Below are 16,853 nucleotides of genomic sequence, written 5' to 3' on the forward strand. Positions count from 1 at the left end.
AAGTCAATCCAACATGAGTTATTATCAATTAGAGCGTTTTTTGTCATTAAAATGCAAGGGCCTCACACCATACTGCGCCCTCTTTCACGATTCAGCAGTTTGGAAAAGGCACTCTTATGACCATAAACTCTTTCTTGGCTCGGCGCGTTTTGACAGCCAACCCTTCAGCAACCAAAGCGGTGACACTGAAAGCAAAACAACTGCGAGATCAGGGGCATGACATCATTACCCTGAGCCAAGGTGAGCTTGATTTCGATACACCTAAGCCTATCCGTGAAGCGGCCCGTACTGCGATGGATCAGGGACAAACCCGTTATACAGAGGTTGCGGGTAGCGCCGAGCTGCGTCAGGCGGTGCAGCACAAGCTCCAGTCTGAGAACGGCCTGAACTACTCACTTGATCAGATACAGGTTGCCAGTGGGGCCAAGCAAATCCTGTTTAATGCCTTTCAGGCAACGCTGAATGAAGGAGATGAAGTCCTCATTCCTACTCCCTCCTGGCCGTCCTATCCAGAAATGGTGCGACTGGCATCCGGAGAACCCCATCTCTTGCGTTGTGAAGAGGAGGCCGGATTCAAACTGACGCCCGAGCAACTACGCGCAGCAATCAGTGACAACACCAAATGGTTGTTACTGAATAACCCCGTCAACCCCTCAGGTGCACTCTACACCCGCTCGGAACTCAGGGCGTTGGGTGACGTGCTGCAAGATTACCCACAAGTATGGGTGATTACAGATGAAATCTATGAGCACCTGCGCTATGACGATCAGCCTTTCACCAGTTTTGCTGCCGCCGTGCCGGAACTGCTGGAGCGCACTCTGACGATCAATGGGCTGTCCAAAGCCTGGGCGATGACAGGATGGCGCGTAGGTTACTGTGCAGGACCGGAGATATTGATCAAGGCACTGAATCTGCTGCAGTCCCAGTCTACATCCCATGCCAGCTCCATCAGCCAGGCGGCAGCGCTGAGTGCCCTGCAACAGCCGCATACCTTTATCACCGACTGTGTGGCTGAGCTGACACGACGTCGGGATCTGGTTATGACGTCGATACAGCAAATCCCCGGGCTCAGTTGTCGTGTTCCGCAAGGAGCCTTTTATATGTTCGTTAACTGCCAATCCTTGCTGGGATTGGTAATGCCCTCGGGCCAGACACTACAAACCGATCAGGATGTAGCGCTTTATCTACTGGAGGAAGCTGGCGTGGCGGTGGTCCCCGGAAGTGCCTTTGATCTGCCAGGATACTTCCGCTTGTCTTACGGCAATGCATTACCGCAGTTGGAAGAAGCCATGCGTCGTATTGCAGTCGTCTGCAACAGCCTGATGACGAGGGATAACGCATGAACAGAAGCCGACAGTTACGTGAATTTCTAAAAGCCGGGCACATGCAAACTGCCATGGCTGTGCACAATCCACTCTCAGCCAGACTGGTCGAAGAAGCAGGGTTTGATTGCCTTTGGGGCAGCGGGTTTGAGCTGTCTGCCAGCTATGCAGTACCGGATGCCAATATCTTGCCCTTCGGGACACACCTGGAAATGATGCGGGCGATTGCCAGCGTAACAACCATACCGCTCATTGCTGACCTGGACACCGGCTTTGGCAATGCCGTGACCCTGGGATACATCCTGCCGCAGTATGAGGCAGCCGGTGTGGCAGCAATAGTCGTAGAGGATAAAACCTTTCCCAAGGACACCAGCTTGCGTGAAAACGCACGTCAGGTGCTAGTAGATGTGGCCACGTTTGAAGGCAAGATCCGCGCCTGTAAAGCGGCACAGCTAAATCCGGACTTTGTGGTGATCGCGCGCACCGAAGCACTGATTGCTGGACTGTCAATTGAAACAGCGTTGGAACGGGCGAAGGCCTATGCCGGTGCCGGTGCTGATGCGGTGCTGGTGCATTCTAAACAGACAACGCCTGACGAAATACTCGCCTTTGTCGAGCGATGGGATCTGGATACACCATTGGTTCTGGTACCGACTGCATATCCCCAATTGCGCGAAGCCGATATCCGGGCCCTTAAAAAGGTTGGCATCGTGATCTATGGCAATCATGCCATTCGCAGCGCGACCTGGGCAATGCGTGAAATCTTCCGGCAAATCAGGGAGCAAGGAGGTATTCATTGCTTGCCGGACGACTTCACCAGCGTCAACGAAATCATTGAACTTCAGGGGGACGCTAAGATGCGTGACCTGGAGCGCCTATATCTGCGTTAAGTATCCGGTAACGATCATGTCTGATATCCATATCAACAACCTCAGCATTCAGTATGAACAGACAACGGTCATCGAGCAGCTCAGCCTGCACATTGATCAAGGCTGCTTTTTTACACTCCTGGGACCCAGTGGTTGCGGTAAAACAACCCTGCTGCGTACCTTGGCGGGTTTCATAACCCCTGCAGGCGGAGAGATCCGCTTCGGGCAGCAGAACGTGACCCGACTGCCAGCACACAAACGCGATATAGGGCTGGTGTTTCAGGACTATGCGCTGTTTCCACACCATAACGTCGCTGACAATATCGGCTATGGCCTCAAGGCCCGGGGAATTGCCAGAGGCGAACTTCAGGCTCGCGTGGATGAGGCACTTGAGCAAGTTGCCTTGAGCAACTATCGCGACCGTTTTCCTGCCCAGTTGAGCGGTGGTCAGAAGCAGCGTGTCGCCTTGGCACGCGCCCTGGTCATCAAACCTCGCTTGCTGCTAATGGATGAACCTCTCTCCAATCTAGATGCTCGCTTGCGTTTACAGATGCGAGAGTTGATCTGCCGCCTGCAGAGCGAGAGTGGTATTACCACAGTATTTGTGACCCACGATCAGGAAGAAGCCTTGGCCATGTCAGACCAGATCGCCATTATGCAGTCTGGCAAGATTGAGCAGGTCGGCACGCCCAAAGAGGTATACGCCACCCCTACCAATGCTTACGTCGCGGACTTTATCGGCTCAGCTAATCTGTTGCCTTCCCATGTGCAACAAACAGATGCCCATGCATCTCGAAAACAATGGGTAGTGCGTCCGGAACAACTGATACTGCACCGTTCGGCACACCCGGATTGCCAACAAGTACTGGTACGCTCTGCGCAATATCTGGGCTATAAAACCAGCTACCGGGTCGAGTGGGCATACGAAGGCGAAGTGTATCAGCTGCGTGTGGATAGTCCTTATCCTCACCATCAGATTGAGCTCAATGAAGGAGACCGAGCTTATCTGGCGTTTCCAAAGAGGATGCACCGTGTCTAGTTCGAGCTGTTCATCCTGGCTGGTTTACCTATTTTCTTGGCGCAGCCTGAGTATTGTCCTGCTGATTCTGTTGGCGCTCCTGATTGCCTTGCCACTGGTCAACCTCTTGCTGATGAGCATTCAGGGAGTGGATGGAGGTTTTTCGCTGCAAGGCTTTCGCACGTTTTTCAGCGAATCTGAGTACCTTGAAGGGCTGTTTAATTCGATGCTTCTAGCAGCCCTGGTGACACTGACGGCATCCATACTCGGCGCCTCCCTGGCCTATATCACTCAGGTTTACGAGTTTCCGTGCAAAAGGTTGCTGAGCTTACTGCCGATCAGCATCATCGTGATACCTGAAATCATCAGTGTGCAGTCCTGGTTACTGGTATTTGGCAACAACGGTGTCCTGACGCGCGCCTTATCGGATCTCGGGATGGAGCTACCCAGCTTTTATGGCTGGTTTGGCATGGTGTATGTGATGACATTCACTTACTACGCCTACGTCTACATGGCGGCACTGTCGGCGCTGAAAGGCTTTGACCGTCAGTTGCTGGAAGCCGCGACCAACCTCGGTCTGTCAGAATTTCAGGCACGCCTGAAAGTGCTGGTACCGCTCTTGTCCCCGGCGATCATTTCCGGAGCCCTGGTGGTGTTCACACTGGTACTGGGTAACTTTGCCATCGCCATGACACTGGGGCACGGGATTCCACTGCTGTCTATCCTGACCTACAAAACCTTCCTCAGTGAGATTGGCTTTAACCCCGCCATGCAAAGCACACTGGCAACTGTTTCTACGCTGCTGTTGGTCTCGGTCATGCTGGCCCAACGCTGGATTTTGGGACGGGGACGCTATGAAATGGCCCAGGGCCGCCCCTTGCTGGCCAAACGGCTCACAGGGCTTTCAGCCTGGCTGCATACCCTGCCGGTTTTACTGGTCGTGATTGGTTCACTGCTGCCGCTGGCATTGCTGCTGGTAGGTGCCTTTACTCGTGCTCAGGGCCCGGTAATGCAATGGGGCGAGTGGACTCTGGACAATTTTGAGCGTGTCTGGACCTATGGTATGGGGACCATTCTTAATTCGCTTAGCTTTGCGGCTTTGGCAACACTGATCGGAGTTATTCTGGGCACCCTGGTGGCCTATGCCACGGTGAAAAAACGTGGTGGCCTATCTCCAGCACTAGAGTTCATTGCCATGTTGCCATTGGCCGTATCCGGTACGGTATTGGGTATCGCTCTGGCGCAAGGTGTCAGCAGCTTCGCGGTGGGACTGGCAGGCAGCTCCATGCTGATGGTATTGGCTTATTCCGTTCGCCGCCTGCCTTTTGCTGTGCGCAATGCTGCCAACAACCTGCATAATGTGGATGGCAGCCTGGAAGCTGCCTCTATCAGCCTGGGAGTGTCACCGTGTAAAACTTTCTTCAAGGTATCCCTGCCGTTGATGTCTGCAGGTATCGCTGCAGCCGGTGTGTTGATGTGGGCAACCAGTGTGGCAGAGCTTAACTCCAGCATCGTGGTGTATTCCGCCGGACAGGAAACCCTCCCTATTCAGATTTTCCGTTTGATCGACAGTGACATGATGGCCATGGCCTCCGCCTATGGTGTGATCATGATCAGCCTTATTTTACTGCCGGTCATCGCTGCAACCCGAGTGTTTAACCTAAAACTTTTTGCCTGACTGGAGGCTTTATGAAAAAGGTATATGCAGGTGTTTTGCTGGGAATGACTATGACGTTTAGCGCAGCGGCCCAAGCGGACGAAGAAGTGACCTTCTATGCCGCTAATAGTGAAGATGCAATACAGACAGTGCTGGATGTTGCGCATGAACTGGAGCCGGAACTTAAAATCAATGTTGTCACAGCCAGTACTGGAACCTTGTTGCAGCGAATTCGTGCCGAAAGCCAAGCACCCCAGGCCGATGTATTCTGGAGCAGCGGGTTTGGTACCCTAGCGGATTACACTGAATTGATGCAGCCGGTTCAAGCCAGCGCCGAGCTACCTGTTCTGGCAGCCCTGAATGGACCAGACCACCTTTGGACCGGTTCCAATGTGCATGTTGTGGTACTGATGACGAACGCCAGCCAACTGGATGGAGATGCCCCTAAAGGTTGGGAAGATCTTCTGTCCGGTCGTTATCGAGGGCGTATTGCGTTTGGTGATCCGACCGCCTCCAGTTCCGCATATTTGCAGCTATTTGGCATTTACAAGAAGTATGGCGAAGAAGGCGTGCGTAAACTGGCCGAGAATGTGGTGGTTACAGGCGGATCCAGCAGCGTTTACCGCGGCGTGGCTAACGCAGAATACCCTGTGGGAATCACCATTGAGTATGCGGCCTATCGCTATGTAGCAGGTGGCCAGCAAGACATTGAATTAATCTATCCCCAGGAAGGTACTTTCCTGTCACCTGAGGGTCTGTTCATGGTGAAAGACGCGCCGCACCCTGAAGCGGCCGGCAAGCTGTATGCTGTGCTAACATCTGCAGAATTTCAACAAGCCATACTGGAAAGCAGCTACCGCCGTCCAGTCCGCTCCGATATTGACCTGAACGCAGTCTCCTCATTGCCCAACCTGGAACAGATTGAAGTATTCGAACTGGATCAACAAGAAGCAGGTGAACAGCGCGAGCTGCTGATTAACATATGGCAAGATGCACTGGACGCCGCGCAATAACCTGCCCCTCGGAGCGCTCCAGAGGGGCGCTCTATTCTCCCCCTTCCGCTCACTTTCCCCTATTTCGCCAACATACAACAAGACAGCTTGTAAATACCTGCACATCGGTAACGGCGGACATTCCCGCTCGCTACGATTTACACCTTGAATGAGAAGTAATTGCCTGAGATATTCTTAGCAAGTTCATTACTCTTGTGCCGTCTTACGCGGCGACCTGAGCCTTAATATTCAGCATAAACAAGTCATCCATACCATACTCAGGCCAGGACCAAGCCCACTTAGCTGAAGCAAAATGCTGCCCGACATTACTAGGCGTATCCTTGACCTGACTTCCTTCAAGAGCATCCCGCTAGGCTCGCCAGTGTGGTTTTATAGTCATACCCCATGGCTCTTAAACACAACCGTTTCGATGACCAGCATGTGGTGCTCTTCACATTTTCAATAGCAACTTTGGCTACAAGCAAATCACTGCGTTAAAAGACAAGGTGATGCAGTACAGGCTATGGAAGTCCAGACCAGCGTATCATTACCGACCTTACATACCTTTAAAGCCGATATCGTAGAGCCCGAACACGCTTAGTAAGGGGTCTGTTCCCGTGCCTTTCTCATTTCAGACGACACAAGGCATGGGAAGGCCATAAAAACCCCTGCATTGCAGGGGCTTGTCTTATTCACCAATAACCGACCTACTCCCACTCAATAGTAGCAGGCGGCTTGCTGCTCACGTCATAAGTCACCCGAGAAACGCCTTCCAACTCATTGATAATCCGGTTGGAGACCTTCTCCAGCAGCTCGTAGGGCAGGTGCGCCCAGCGGGCGGTCATGAAGTCGATGGTTTCGACCGCGCGTAGCGCGATGACCCATTCGTAGCGGCGGCCGTCGCCGACGACACCTACCGATTTCACCGGTAGGAACACGGCGAAGGCTTGGCTGGTTTTTTCGTACCAACCAGCGGCGCGCAGTTCTTCGATGTAGATGGCGTCAGCATCACGCAGGATGTCGGCGTACTCTTTCTTCACTTCACCGAGGATGCGCACGCCCAGGCCGGGGCCAGGGAACGGGTGGCGGTAGACCATATCGTAAGGCAGGCCGAGTTCGAGGCCGAGTTTGCGCACTTCGTCTTTAAACAGTTCGCGCAGCGGCTCTACCAGCTTGAGCTTCATGGTTTCCGGCAGGCCACCAACGTTGTGGTGGGATTTGATCACGTGCGCTTTGCCGGTTTTAGAGGCAGCGGATTCGATCACGTCCGGGTAGATGGTGCCCTGAGCCAGGAAGTCGACGCCTTCAATTTTGCTCGCTTCTTCATCGAATACGTCGATAAAGGTGTTGCCGATAATCTTGCGCTTGGCTTCCGGGTCGTTTTCGCCCTTCAGCTTGCCCAGGAACAGCTCTTCGGCGTCGACACGGATCACCTTCACGCCCATGTGCTTGGCAAAGGTTTCCATCACTTGGTCGCCTTCGTTTTTGCGCAGCAGGCCGTTATCGACGAATACGCAGGTCAACTGGTCGCCAATGGCTTTGTGCAGCAGCGCCGCCACAACCGAGGAGTCGACACCACCGGAAAGGCCAAGCAGTACATGGCGGTCGCCCACTTGCTCGCGCACGCGCTGTACTTGGTCTTCGATGATTTGCGCAGGCGTCCAGAGTTTTTCAGCGCCGCAAATATCCAGCACGAAGTGCTCAAGAATGCGCTGACCTTGCAGGGTGTGGGTCACTTCCGGGTGGAACTGTACGCCATAGAACTGCTTCTCTTCCCAAGCCATGGCGGCAATCGGGCAGCTCGGCGTGGAAGCGGTCACGGTGAAGGTGTCAGGCACCTGGGAGACCTTGTCGCCGTGGCTCATCCATACGTCTAGTAGGCCTTTGCCGCTGTCGGTATCGATGTGGTCTTTGATGTCTTTGAACAGCGGGGTGTCGCCGTCGATTTGAATTTGGGCGTAGCCAAATTCGCGCTGATTGGAACCTTCAACTTTACCACCAAGCTGCTCGGCCATGGTCTGCATGCCGTAGCAGATACCAAATACCGGCAGGCCCATTTCGAACACGCACGCCGGTGCTCGCGGGGAATCCAACTCGGTCACCGATTCCGGGCCACCGGCCAGGATGATGCCGTTAGGGTTGTATTCGCGAATTTCTTCTTCGGTGATGTCGAAGGCGCGGATTTCGGAGAACACACCGATCTCACGTACACGGCGGGCGATCAGTTGGGTGTACTGGGAGCCGAAGTCGAGAATCAGGATCTTATGGGCGTGAATGTCACTCATGGCGGGGTCTCGGTTAAGCGGTGTGGGTGCCGCTGTTAAGGCCAAAAAGCAAGCGGCGGGGCAATGCCCGCCGCGCCATTTAACTAAACGTGCTGGTTAGCTCACCCGGTAGTTGGGAGCTTCTTTGGTGATCTGCACGTTGTGAACGTGGGATTCGTTAAAGCCAGCGCTGGTAATTTGTACAAATTCCGGCTTGGTGCGCATTTCTTCAACACTGCGGCAGCCGGTGTAACCCATGGAAGCGCGCAGGCCGCCCATCAGCTGGTGAACGATAGCGCCCATCATGCCTTTATAGGGTACACGGCCTTCAATGCCTTCCGGCACCAGCTTCTCGGCACCTTCGCTCTTATCTTGGAAGTAGCGGTCGGCGCTGCCCTGGTTCTGAGACATGGCACCCATGGAGCCCATGCCACGGTAGGCTTTATAGGTGCGGCCTTGGTAAAGCTCAACTTCACCCGGCGCTTCTTCGGTACCGGCCAGCAGGCCACCGACCATCACGGCGCTTGCGCCAGCGGCGATGGCTTTGGCTAAATCACCCGAGAAGCGAATGCCGCCGTCGGCGATCAGCGGAATATCGAACTCTTTCAGCGCTTCCGCGACGTTAGACACTGCAGTGATTTGCGGAACGCCAACGCCTGCCACAATACGTGTGGTGCAGATAGAGCCAGGGCCAATGCCCACTTTAACGGCGTCTGCGCCCGCTTCAGCCAACGCTTTAGCGGCAGCGCCGGTGGCAATGTTGCCGCCAATCACTTGAATGTTGGGGAAGTTCTCTTTGATCCAGCGCACGCGGTCGATAACGCCTTTGGAGTGGCCATGGGCAGTATCAACAATGATCACATCGACACCGGCTTCAGCCAGCGCAGCAACGCGATCAGGCGTTTCCGGGCCAGTGCCAACGGCTGCACCTACCAACAAGCGGCCGTCGCTGTCTTTGGCAGCCATCGGGTAAGTGCGGGCTTTTTCGATGTCTTGGAAAGTTACCAAACCGCGCAGATGAAACTCGTCATCGACGATCAGCATTTTCTCGATGCGGTGTTCGCGCATTTTGGCTTTGCTGGTTTCAAGGTCGGTGCCTTCCTTGACGGTAACCAAGCGCTCGCGGGGGGTCATAATGTCCGCAACGCTGTCGCCGTGGTTGGGCTGGAAGCGCATATCACGCTCGGTCACAATACCCACCAGGGTTTCGCCTTCTACGACGGGGAAGCCAGAAAACCCGTTCTCACGCGCCATCGCCAGCAGGTCATCCAGCTTCGCCTTAGGGCTAACGGTGACTGGATCTTTTACAATCACGCTTTCGTGCTTTTTAACCTTACGCACTTCAGCGGCTTGCTGACTCATGGTCATGCTTTTATGGATAATGCCAATGCCGCCTTCCTGAGCCATCGCAATTGCTAGACGCGCTTCGGTAACGGTATCCATTGCAGCGGAAAGCAGCGGGATATTGAGTGAAATATTGCGGGTCAGGCGGGTTTTGAGGCTGACATCCTTGGGCAGAATATCGGAGAAGCCGGGAACGAGGAGTACGTCATCGAACGTAAGTGCTTCTTGGGCCATACGTAGCATAGCGGCAACACCCTGATAGAAGAGGAAGTGGGGCGTGGAAAGTTAATCCCCTATTATAGCGTTTTGAGGGCCTTTCCAGCAATGTGAAGAAGGTTTTCAATCCAGACCAATGGCTAATAAGCTAGGATTCTTACGAAAGCTACCCGCTCGCTCACTCTCTTTTTAAGGTTGCTCTATGCCCGATACACCACAAGCGCTTTCTGTTAGTCAGTTGAATCAGCGCGCCAAACAGACCCTTGAGCGCGATGTGGGCGAAGTGTGGGTAGAAGGCGAGCTTTCTAATGTTTCCCGCCCGGCGTCTGGGCATATTTACTTCACCTTGAAGGATGACCGGGCACAAATTCGCTGTGCGCTGTTTCGCCAGCGGGTGCGTTTTGTATCGGCGCCTATGCGTGATGGCGATCAAGTAAAACTGCGCGGCAGGGTCTCGTTGTTCGAACCGCGCGGCGATTATCAGTTGATTGCCGACGCCGTACAGGCGGCGGGCTTGGGGGAACTGCTGGCGGCGTTTGAGCGCCTAAAAGCGCAGCTGGAAGGCGAAGGCGTGTTTGCCAACACGCGCCCCCTGCCCTTTCCTCCCCGCAAAATTTTGATATTGAGTTCCGCCAGCGGCGCAGCGATTCGCGATGTATTGGCGGTACTGGCGGCGCGCTGGCCACTGGCAGATGTCACGCTGATTCCAGTGCCTGTACAAGGCAACGAGGCCGCCCCTGCGATGATTTCGGCACTGGGGTTACTGAACCGACAGGCGCGCTTAGACCCTGACCAGGATGTGGTGCTGATCACCCGCGGCGGCGGTAGCTTAGAAGACCTGTGGGCGTTTAATAACGAGCATCTGGCACGGGCGATCTTTCACTCCCGCTTGCCAGTGATGTCGGCGGTGGGTCACGAAGTGGATGTCACCCTGGCGGATTTCGCCGCCGATATGCGCGCCCCTACCCCGTCAGCAGCGGCCGAACGTTTAGTGCCTGACCAACATGCGCTTAAGCAACAATTAACCCAGGCCGAAAACCGCTTACAGCGTGCCATGCAGGCACGCTTAGAGCGCGATAGCCAACGGTTGGATACCTTGCGCGCCCGCCTTCGCCACCCAGGCGAGCAGCTTGAGCGTCAACGCCAGCACGTTACCGCCCTTTGCCAACGGCTGCAGCGCGCCATGCAGCAACACGTTTATCAGCAGCAAGCGCGGGTCACCCAGTTAAGCAAACGCTTATCCAGCCAAGACATGGTGCGCCTGCACCGCGCAGAGCAAGAGCGTGTTAGTCAGCTGCAACGCCGTTTAGCCAGCGCTATGCAGCGGACGTTGGAAGTGCGTCAGGCACGCTTGAGTAGCGCCGCCCGTGAACTAAATGCCATCAGCCCACTGGCGGTGCTGGGGCGTGGCTATGCCATTGCCCAGGATGAAAAAGGCCATGTCATCCGCCGGGCAGAGGACACCGCGCCAGGCCAGAAGCTCTCGCTACGGCTGGGAGAAGGTCGGCTAAACGTAGAAGTAAAACGGCGCTACAAGCAGTAGCGCTGTGGGAATAACATCTTATTGAAGGGCGGTTACACTTGCTTATGTTGCTTCCTATCCCATGATGACCATCATGGGACTATCGGTTGACTGGCCACGCTTAATATAACGTGGCAATACTTACTTCAGCTGCAGCAGGAGGTCTTGCCGCTGATGGCGCACGATTTGCCCCTCACGAATCACTACGTTCTATCCTGCCAGCGTCTTCACCAACACCTTGGATTTACGGGCGTGGTTGTAGGCTTCGCGTTTTAGCGGTGGCAGATCATCTAGGCTAGCAGCACGGAAGCCGTGCTCCACAAACCAATGGGCCGTGTGGGTAGTTAACACAAACATTTCGGAAAGCCCACGCTGCCGGGCGCGGCGTTCTAACGCTTCCACTAAGCGCTCGCCGCGCTCACCGCCGCGATAGTTACCGTGCACCGCGACACAGGCCATTTCCCCCACCGTGGTGTCTGGAAAAACATGCAGTGCGGCACAGCCAATCACCATGCCATCACGTTCGATGACCATGTAGTCGTCGATTTCGTGCTCTAGGCGTTCCCGCGAACGAGCCACCAACATGCCACGTCGCTCCAGTGGCTCCAGCAGCTCTAGCAGGCCAGCGACGTCGTTCAACGTGGCTGGGCGCAGTTGCTCGTAGCGGTGTTGGGTGATCATCGTGCCAACGCCGTCACGGGTGAATAACTCCCCTAGCAACGCATCGTGGTTGCGCCAGGAAAGTAGGTGGGTGCGCGCCACCCCTTCCCTGGCGGCGGTGCAGGCGGCGTTCAAGTGGCGTGCCAGCTCACTGCCCGGTAACGCCTGCAGCAGACGTGGTTCGGCCTCTGCCGGGGAAAGCTGGCGCAATAGTGCACCGTGTTCGTCTTCAAGCCCTTCCGACTCGCCTAATAGAATCAGCTTATCCGCTTTCAGCGCGACGGCAGCCTGTTGTGCGACTTCCGAGGCATCTAAATCAAACACTTCACCTGTGCTGGAGAAGCCCAGCGGCGGCAGCAGCACCAGTGAGCCTTTTTCCAACAGCCCTTCAATAGCGCTCGAACGCACTCGGCGGACTTCACCGCTGTGATCAAAATCGATGCCTTCACGCACCCCTAATGGCTTAGCGGTCACCAAGTTGCCGGAAATCACGCTAAGCTCTACACCGTGTAGTGGCGTGCTAGGCAGCCCCAAGGAAAGACGAGCTTCTAGCCATAAGCGCTGGTGCGCGGCCACCTGTTCCACGTGGGCCATCACCGCTCGGTCAGCTACCCAACGGCCATCCACCCGTGTTGGCTCGACACCGGCAGCCGTCAATGCGTCATGCACTTGTGGGCGAATACCAAACACCACAACTAGCCGCACCCCCAGGGTGTGTAGCAGCGCTAAATCTTGAATCAGCTGCTCTCCTCGGCCAGACGCCATGGCTTCGCCCTCAATTAAGATGACAAAGGTTCGTCCCCGGTGCGCGTTAATGTAAGGGGAAGCGTTACGAAACCAATCAACAAAAGGGAAGCGTGTGTCCAAGGGCCGCTCTCCGGCAGCAGGTGAATGAAAGTATCAGCGTTTACTTTAACAGAGCATAAAAAACAGCGGCACCTTCTTGTGTAAAAGAAGATGCCGCTGTGCGTTTGGCCAAGCAGTCACGTATTGGGCGGGGTTACCCCTTGCTGTTAACCAAACATGCCTTTGAACATAAAGAAGAACAGAATAGCCAAACCAGCCCCGGCAGGTAGCGTAATCAGCCAGGACATGGCGATGGTGCCAATAACACGCAGGTTAAGCGCCGCCATACCCCGGGCAAGCCCTACGCCTAATATCGCCCCCACCAGTGTGTGGGTGGTTGAAATCGGCAGACCCGTGCCGGAAGCTAATACCACTGTGGTCGCGGCTGCCAGCGTGGCGGCAAAGCCACGGCTGGGGGTAAGCTCAGTAATACCGGTTCCCACGGTGGCAATGACTTTGTGGCCGTAAGTTACTAAGCCCACCACGATGCCAGCACCGCCCAGTACCAATACCCACCAGGGCACTAGCGCAGAGCCTTCAATTTGGCCGCCAGTTTGCACCACGCTAATGACCGCCGCTAGCGGACCAACCGCGTTCGCAACGTCGTTAGAGCCGTGAGCAAACGCCATGGCACACGCAGTAAAGATCATTAATACGCCGAAGACCCGTTCAACGTTGGCGTATCCAAAGTGGTCGTTGACATTTTTCTCGAACTTGATACGACGCTGCATCACCAGGCCTACACCCATGATCACAAGTCCTAACAAGATAGACAGCAGCAGGCTTTGACTAAAGGTCAGGTCCAGCCCAACGTGAGACAGACCTTTGGTTAGCGTGACCATCGCCACAATAAAACCAACCAAAAATACGTAGCCCGGTACATAGCGTTTGGCAGCCGTGAAGGGATTATCATTTTCAAAAATCAGGTGGTGCACTGATTTAAACAGCACGAAGCCGATAGTACCCGCTAAAAGAGGAGAAACGACCCAGCTTGCTGCAATGGTGCCAACAGCGCCCCAATCAACCGTAGAGGCACCCAGTCCCGCTACGGCAAAGCCCACAATGGCACCTACAATGGAATGCGTCGTGGAAACCGGCCAACCTTTCATCGATGCTGCCAGTAACCAAGTACCCGCTGCTAGCAGCGCTGATAACATACCGTACACTAGTAACTGTGGATCTTCCTGGAGCAATTCTGGGTCGATAATGCCTTTACGAATGGTGTTGGTCACCTCACCACCCGCCAGCCATGCGCCTAAAAATTCAAAGACTACCGCAATCAAAATTGCTTGTTTGATGGTGATCGCTTTCGACCCCACCGAGGTCCCCATCGCATTGGCAACATCATTCGCGCCAACGCCCCAAGCCATAAAAAAGCCAAACAAACAGGCCAGGATGATAAAAATTTCACCGTGCTGGGCAATAATCTGCATGGGTACCCCTTAGCGTGCGGTCAAAATCTGTAGGCGGCTGCCCACGCGTTCAGCGCGATCAGAAACTTCACCGACCCACTCAATGATTTTGTAAAGGAAAATCACATCAACAGGCGGAAGTTGGCTTTCAAGCTCAAACAGTTGGCGACGTATCGCGATCTGCTGGCTGTCGGCTTGGTGCTCAAGTGTGTGCAGCTCACGGATCATATTCTGAATAACATCGGAAACATTGCGTCCAAAACCGGACTCAAGCAGCTCTTTCAGCTCTTCAAGCGCTTGGCGAGCCTGGGACACACACGCCACGCTGGTACGCATATAATCGCGCATGGGATCGGCCAACTCATTGGGCACACGCATTTTACGCCCCAGCATAATGCCGGTAATGTCGCGCACCTTGTTGGCGATTTTATCCTGCACGCTGATAAGGTCGAGCAAGTCGGACCGCGAGACGGGAAGGAACATCGTATTGGGCAGGTTAAGCCGAAGCTCTGTTTTCAACGTGTCGGCGTCATGCTCTAAGCGGGTAACGTTTTCACGCAGTACAGCTGCGGTATCCCAATCACCGGCAAGCGATGCTTCGAAGAACGGCAACAGTTGGTCGGCACATTCATTGGCCTTGACGATGTGGGCCAGCAGCGGCTGGAATGGCGAGCGGCCAAACATCGCGGAAAAAGGGTTGGAGGTAACCATATAGCCTTTAGCCTGTTTTCGGGGAGCCTGGAAATGGCGGCGCCAGTATAAAGAGTGCGCTCGCCGCCGTCATGAAAAGTTCACAATGTCATGAAAAATTAATTGAAACGTCACAATACAAAGGTGGCTAATGTCATGAAAAATTCAACATCTACTGCTGATTCTGTTTCAGCGCCTACCGAAATAGAGCTTAAACTCGCCCTTGCGCCAGCTCAACTAAACACGCTGCTGTGCCACGCAGCACTAGCCGAAACACCCCAACGGCAACATCTTTCGAACACCTATTTCGATACCCCTGCGGGCGATATGGCGAATGCACGGATTGCCGTGCGCTTACGCCAAGTTGATGATCGCGTGCTGCAAACGGTGAAAACCGCCGGCCATGGTGGTGGCGGCCTTTCTACCCGACAAGAGTGGGAGTGGCAAGTTCCTAGCCCACAGCTTGACCAGCATGGCTTGGCTGCCCTTCCGCCGTTCAACGGTTCACTAGGCACCGTCATTTCCGCGCTACAACCTGCGCTGCGCACCGACTTTACCCGGCGCAGCTGGCAAATCGACTGGCAGGGCAGCCATATCGAGCTCGTGTTGGACGAAGGAGAGATTGTCAGCGGTGGTGCTCAAGCAGCTATTTGCGAGGTCGAGCTGGAACTAAAAGCGGGTGAGCCAGAGGCGCTTTGGGGGCTAGCATTAACGCTCGCGGAAAGCGTACCGCTGCGCCCTTCGGATACCAGCAAAGCCGCTCGCGGCAATGCGTTAGGCGTGCAGCAGTGGTCACTACCTGAAGCTGACGCACCGGCTGAGTGGCTACACAGAGCCACAGTGGCGCTGGACGCCTACCACGACAGTGGCCTTGCGGAACACTTAACCATTGCACAGCAGGCGTTAGCCACACTGGCGACCCATCCGCAGTTGGATGAAGGTACCCGCCGTAACGCTCAGACGCTGACCACAGCACTGACTGATAATGGCCACCCAACGCCCGCTTATGGCGCTGCTGCGTTAACCCTGGCGCATCGCTTCGCCTATCAAACCACGCTACGCTAGAAACATTCAGCCCACTTCAGGATGTCGCGATGAGTTTTCAATTAACTCCCGGTGCAGAAGGACTGCGCACACGGCTTTTCCATATTATTTTCGAGTCCGATACGCCGGGAGCCAAAGGGTTTGATATTGCGCTGATTATCGCCATTCTGATCAGCGTGGCGGTCATTTTACTGGACAGCGTAGCGAGTTACTCCGAACGCTACGGGCACATTTTTTACTATGCAGAGTGGCTATTTACGCTACTTTTCAGCATTGAACTGGCGGTGCGGATTTACTGCTTAGAGCGCCCAACGGTTTACCTAAAAAGCTTCTACGGTATTGTCGATGTGATCGCGATTTTGCCAGCCTGGTTAGTACTGCTGGTGCCTGGTGCTCACGGGCTGGTCATCGTACGGGTACTGCGGGTACTACGCATTTTCCGGATTTTGAGATTGATGGAGTTTATCGGCGAGGGGCGTTTACTACTCGATGCGCTTAGACGCAGTCTTCGTCAAATCCTGCTGTTTTTTAGCAGCATCATGATGGTCGTCATACTGTTTGCTGCGCTGATGTACACCATCGAGTCACCAGAAGCCGGTTTTACCAGCATTCCTATGTCGATGTATTGGGCGATCGTGAGTATGACCACGGTAGGCTACGGCGATATTGTCCCCGCCACGTCGATAGGCAAAGCGATCACGATGATTCTGATGCTGTTGGGGTATTCGATTATTGCCGTGCCTACCGGGGTATTTTCCGCCCAGGTAATCCGCTCTATTCGCGAAGACCGTTATTCAGAAGAAGCCTGCCCCGGCTGTGGCCATGACCGCCATGAAAAGCGCGCTCGTTACTGCCTGCGCTGTGGCACCTGGCTGGATGAAGAAAGCGAAGACCCGCGTAAGAAAGCAGCAGACCAAAAAGAAAAAGATAGCCACGGGGGAGACGAAGACACAAACACGCCCCAGGACAGCTAACCAAAATAGCCAAACCCAGGGCG

The 16,853-nt window shown here is 54.7% G+C and carries 13 protein-coding genes; 8 read left to right on the forward strand and 5 right to left on the reverse strand.

The annotated features are described in order from the left end of the window. Positions 1-116: 116 nt before the first annotated feature. From CEK60_RS10810 to CEK60_RS10830, 5 genes are read left to right on the forward strand one after another with little or no spacing between them, the layout of a single operon-like run. A complete protein-coding gene (locus CEK60_RS10810; RefSeq protein WP_089039032.1) occupies positions 117-1,343 on the forward strand; it encodes a pyridoxal phosphate-dependent aminotransferase in 1,227 nt (408 codons plus the stop codon). Then, positions 1,340-2,212, forward strand: a complete 873-nt coding sequence (locus CEK60_RS10815) for a phosphonopyruvate hydrolase (RefSeq protein WP_089039033.1) — start codon at positions 1,340-1,342, stop codon at positions 2,210-2,212. Before CEK60_RS10810 ends, CEK60_RS10815 begins: the two co-directional genes overlap by 4 nt. A 16-nt stretch (positions 2,213-2,228) precedes the next feature. Continuing rightward, on the forward strand, positions 2,229-3,230 hold the full coding sequence (locus tag CEK60_RS10820; RefSeq protein WP_089039034.1) for an ABC transporter ATP-binding protein: 1,002 nt from the start codon (positions 2,229-2,231) through the stop codon (positions 3,228-3,230). Further along, positions 3,223-4,887 (forward strand): ABC transporter permease, encoded by a 1,665-nt coding sequence (locus tag CEK60_RS10825; protein ID WP_198361498.1) that lies wholly within the window; start codon positions 3,223-3,225, stop codon positions 4,885-4,887. Before CEK60_RS10820 ends, CEK60_RS10825 begins: the two co-directional genes overlap by 8 nt. 11 nt (positions 4,888-4,898) lie before the next feature. Next, on the forward strand, positions 4,899-5,879 hold the full coding sequence (locus CEK60_RS10830) for an extracellular solute-binding protein (RefSeq protein WP_089039036.1): 981 nt from the start codon (positions 4,899-4,901) through the stop codon (positions 5,877-5,879). A 686-nt stretch (positions 5,880-6,565) separates the two neighbouring features. On the opposite strand, the gene guaA is transcribed toward CEK60_RS10830, so the two are convergent. Next, entirely contained in the window at positions 6,566-8,143 is a 1,578-nt protein-coding gene (gene guaA / locus CEK60_RS10835; protein WP_009722237.1) for a glutamine-hydrolyzing GMP synthase, read from the reverse strand. A 96-nt stretch (positions 8,144-8,239) separates the two neighbouring features. Beyond that, a complete protein-coding gene (gene guaB / locus CEK60_RS10840) occupies positions 8,240-9,709 on the reverse strand; it encodes an IMP dehydrogenase (RefSeq protein WP_038481789.1) in 1,470 nt (489 codons plus the stop codon). A gap of 175 nt (positions 9,710-9,884) precedes the next feature. Here guaB and xseA point away from each other — a divergent pair, with 175 nt between their 5' ends. Continuing rightward, positions 9,885-11,225: an exodeoxyribonuclease VII large subunit gene (xseA, locus tag CEK60_RS10845; RefSeq protein WP_089039037.1), complete on the forward strand. Its 1,341-nt coding sequence runs from the start codon at positions 9,885-9,887 to the stop codon at positions 11,223-11,225. A 189-nt stretch (positions 11,226-11,414) separates the two neighbouring features. On the opposite strand, the gene argA is transcribed toward xseA, so the two are convergent. From argA to CEK60_RS10860, 3 genes are all read right to left on the reverse strand, one after another. Next, positions 11,415-12,731: an amino-acid N-acetyltransferase gene (gene argA / locus CEK60_RS10850; protein ID WP_089039038.1), complete on the reverse strand. Its 1,317-nt coding sequence runs from the start codon at positions 12,729-12,731 to the stop codon at positions 11,415-11,417. Between the two features lie 146 nt (positions 12,732-12,877). Beyond that, positions 12,878-14,143 (reverse strand): inorganic phosphate transporter, encoded by a 1,266-nt coding sequence (locus tag CEK60_RS10855; protein ID WP_089039039.1) that lies wholly within the window; start codon positions 14,141-14,143, stop codon positions 12,878-12,880. A 9-nt stretch (positions 14,144-14,152) separates the two neighbouring features. Further along, positions 14,153-14,833 carry a TIGR00153 family protein gene (locus tag CEK60_RS10860; protein ID WP_089039040.1) on the reverse strand — a complete coding sequence of 227 codons (681 nt, stop codon included), beginning with the start codon at positions 14,831-14,833 and terminating at the stop codon, positions 14,153-14,155. 135 nt (positions 14,834-14,968) lie between these two features. Here CEK60_RS10860 and CEK60_RS10865 point away from each other — a divergent pair, with 135 nt between their 5' ends. Both CEK60_RS10865 and CEK60_RS10870 read left to right on the forward strand, forming a co-directional pair. After that, entirely contained in the window at positions 14,969-15,877 is a 909-nt protein-coding gene (locus tag CEK60_RS10865) for a CYTH domain-containing protein (protein WP_089039041.1), read from the forward strand. Between the two features lie 29 nt (positions 15,878-15,906). Then, positions 15,907-16,830, forward strand: coding sequence for an ion transporter (locus CEK60_RS10870; RefSeq protein ID WP_089039042.1), 924 nt, complete (start codon positions 15,907-15,909; stop codon positions 16,828-16,830). Positions 16,831-16,853 lie beyond the last annotated feature (23 nt).

It is taken from the genome of Halomonas sp. N3-2A (assembly GCF_002216165.1).
Lineage (GTDB): Bacteria > Pseudomonadota > Gammaproteobacteria > Pseudomonadales > Halomonadaceae > Vreelandella.

Bases quoted from the DNA above. Each gene is read 5' to 3' on its own strand.
- CEK60_RS10810 (WP_089039032.1), top strand. From the start codon at position 117: ATGACCATAAACTCTTTCTTGGCTCGGCGCGTTTTGACAGCCAACCCT.
- CEK60_RS10815 (WP_089039033.1), top strand. From the start codon at position 1,340: ATGAACAGAAGCCGACAGTTACGTGAATTTCTAAAAGCCGGGCACATG.
- CEK60_RS10820 (WP_089039034.1), top strand. From the start codon at position 2,229: ATGTCTGATATCCATATCAACAACCTCAGCATTCAGTATGAACAGACA.
- CEK60_RS10830 (WP_089039036.1), top strand. From the start codon at position 4,899: ATGAAAAAGGTATATGCAGGTGTTTTGCTGGGAATGACTATGACGTTT.
- guaA (WP_009722237.1), bottom strand. From the start codon at position 8,143: ATGAGTGACATTCACGCCCATAAGATCCTGATTCTCGACTTCGGCTCC.
- guaB (WP_038481789.1), bottom strand. From the start codon at position 9,709: ATGCTACGTATGGCCCAAGAAGCACTTACGTTCGATGACGTACTCCTC.
- xseA (WP_089039037.1), top strand. From the start codon at position 9,885: ATGCCCGATACACCACAAGCGCTTTCTGTTAGTCAGTTGAATCAGCGC.
- CEK60_RS10855 (WP_089039039.1), bottom strand. From the start codon at position 14,143: ATGCAGATTATTGCCCAGCACGGTGAAATTTTTATCATCCTGGCCTGT.
- CEK60_RS10860 (WP_089039040.1), bottom strand. From the start codon at position 14,833: ATGGTTACCTCCAACCCTTTTTCCGCGATGTTTGGCCGCTCGCCATTC.
- CEK60_RS10865 (WP_089039041.1), top strand. From the start codon at position 14,969: ATGAAAAATTCAACATCTACTGCTGATTCTGTTTCAGCGCCTACCGAA.
- CEK60_RS10870 (WP_089039042.1), top strand. From the start codon at position 15,907: ATGAGTTTTCAATTAACTCCCGGTGCAGAAGGACTGCGCACACGGCTT.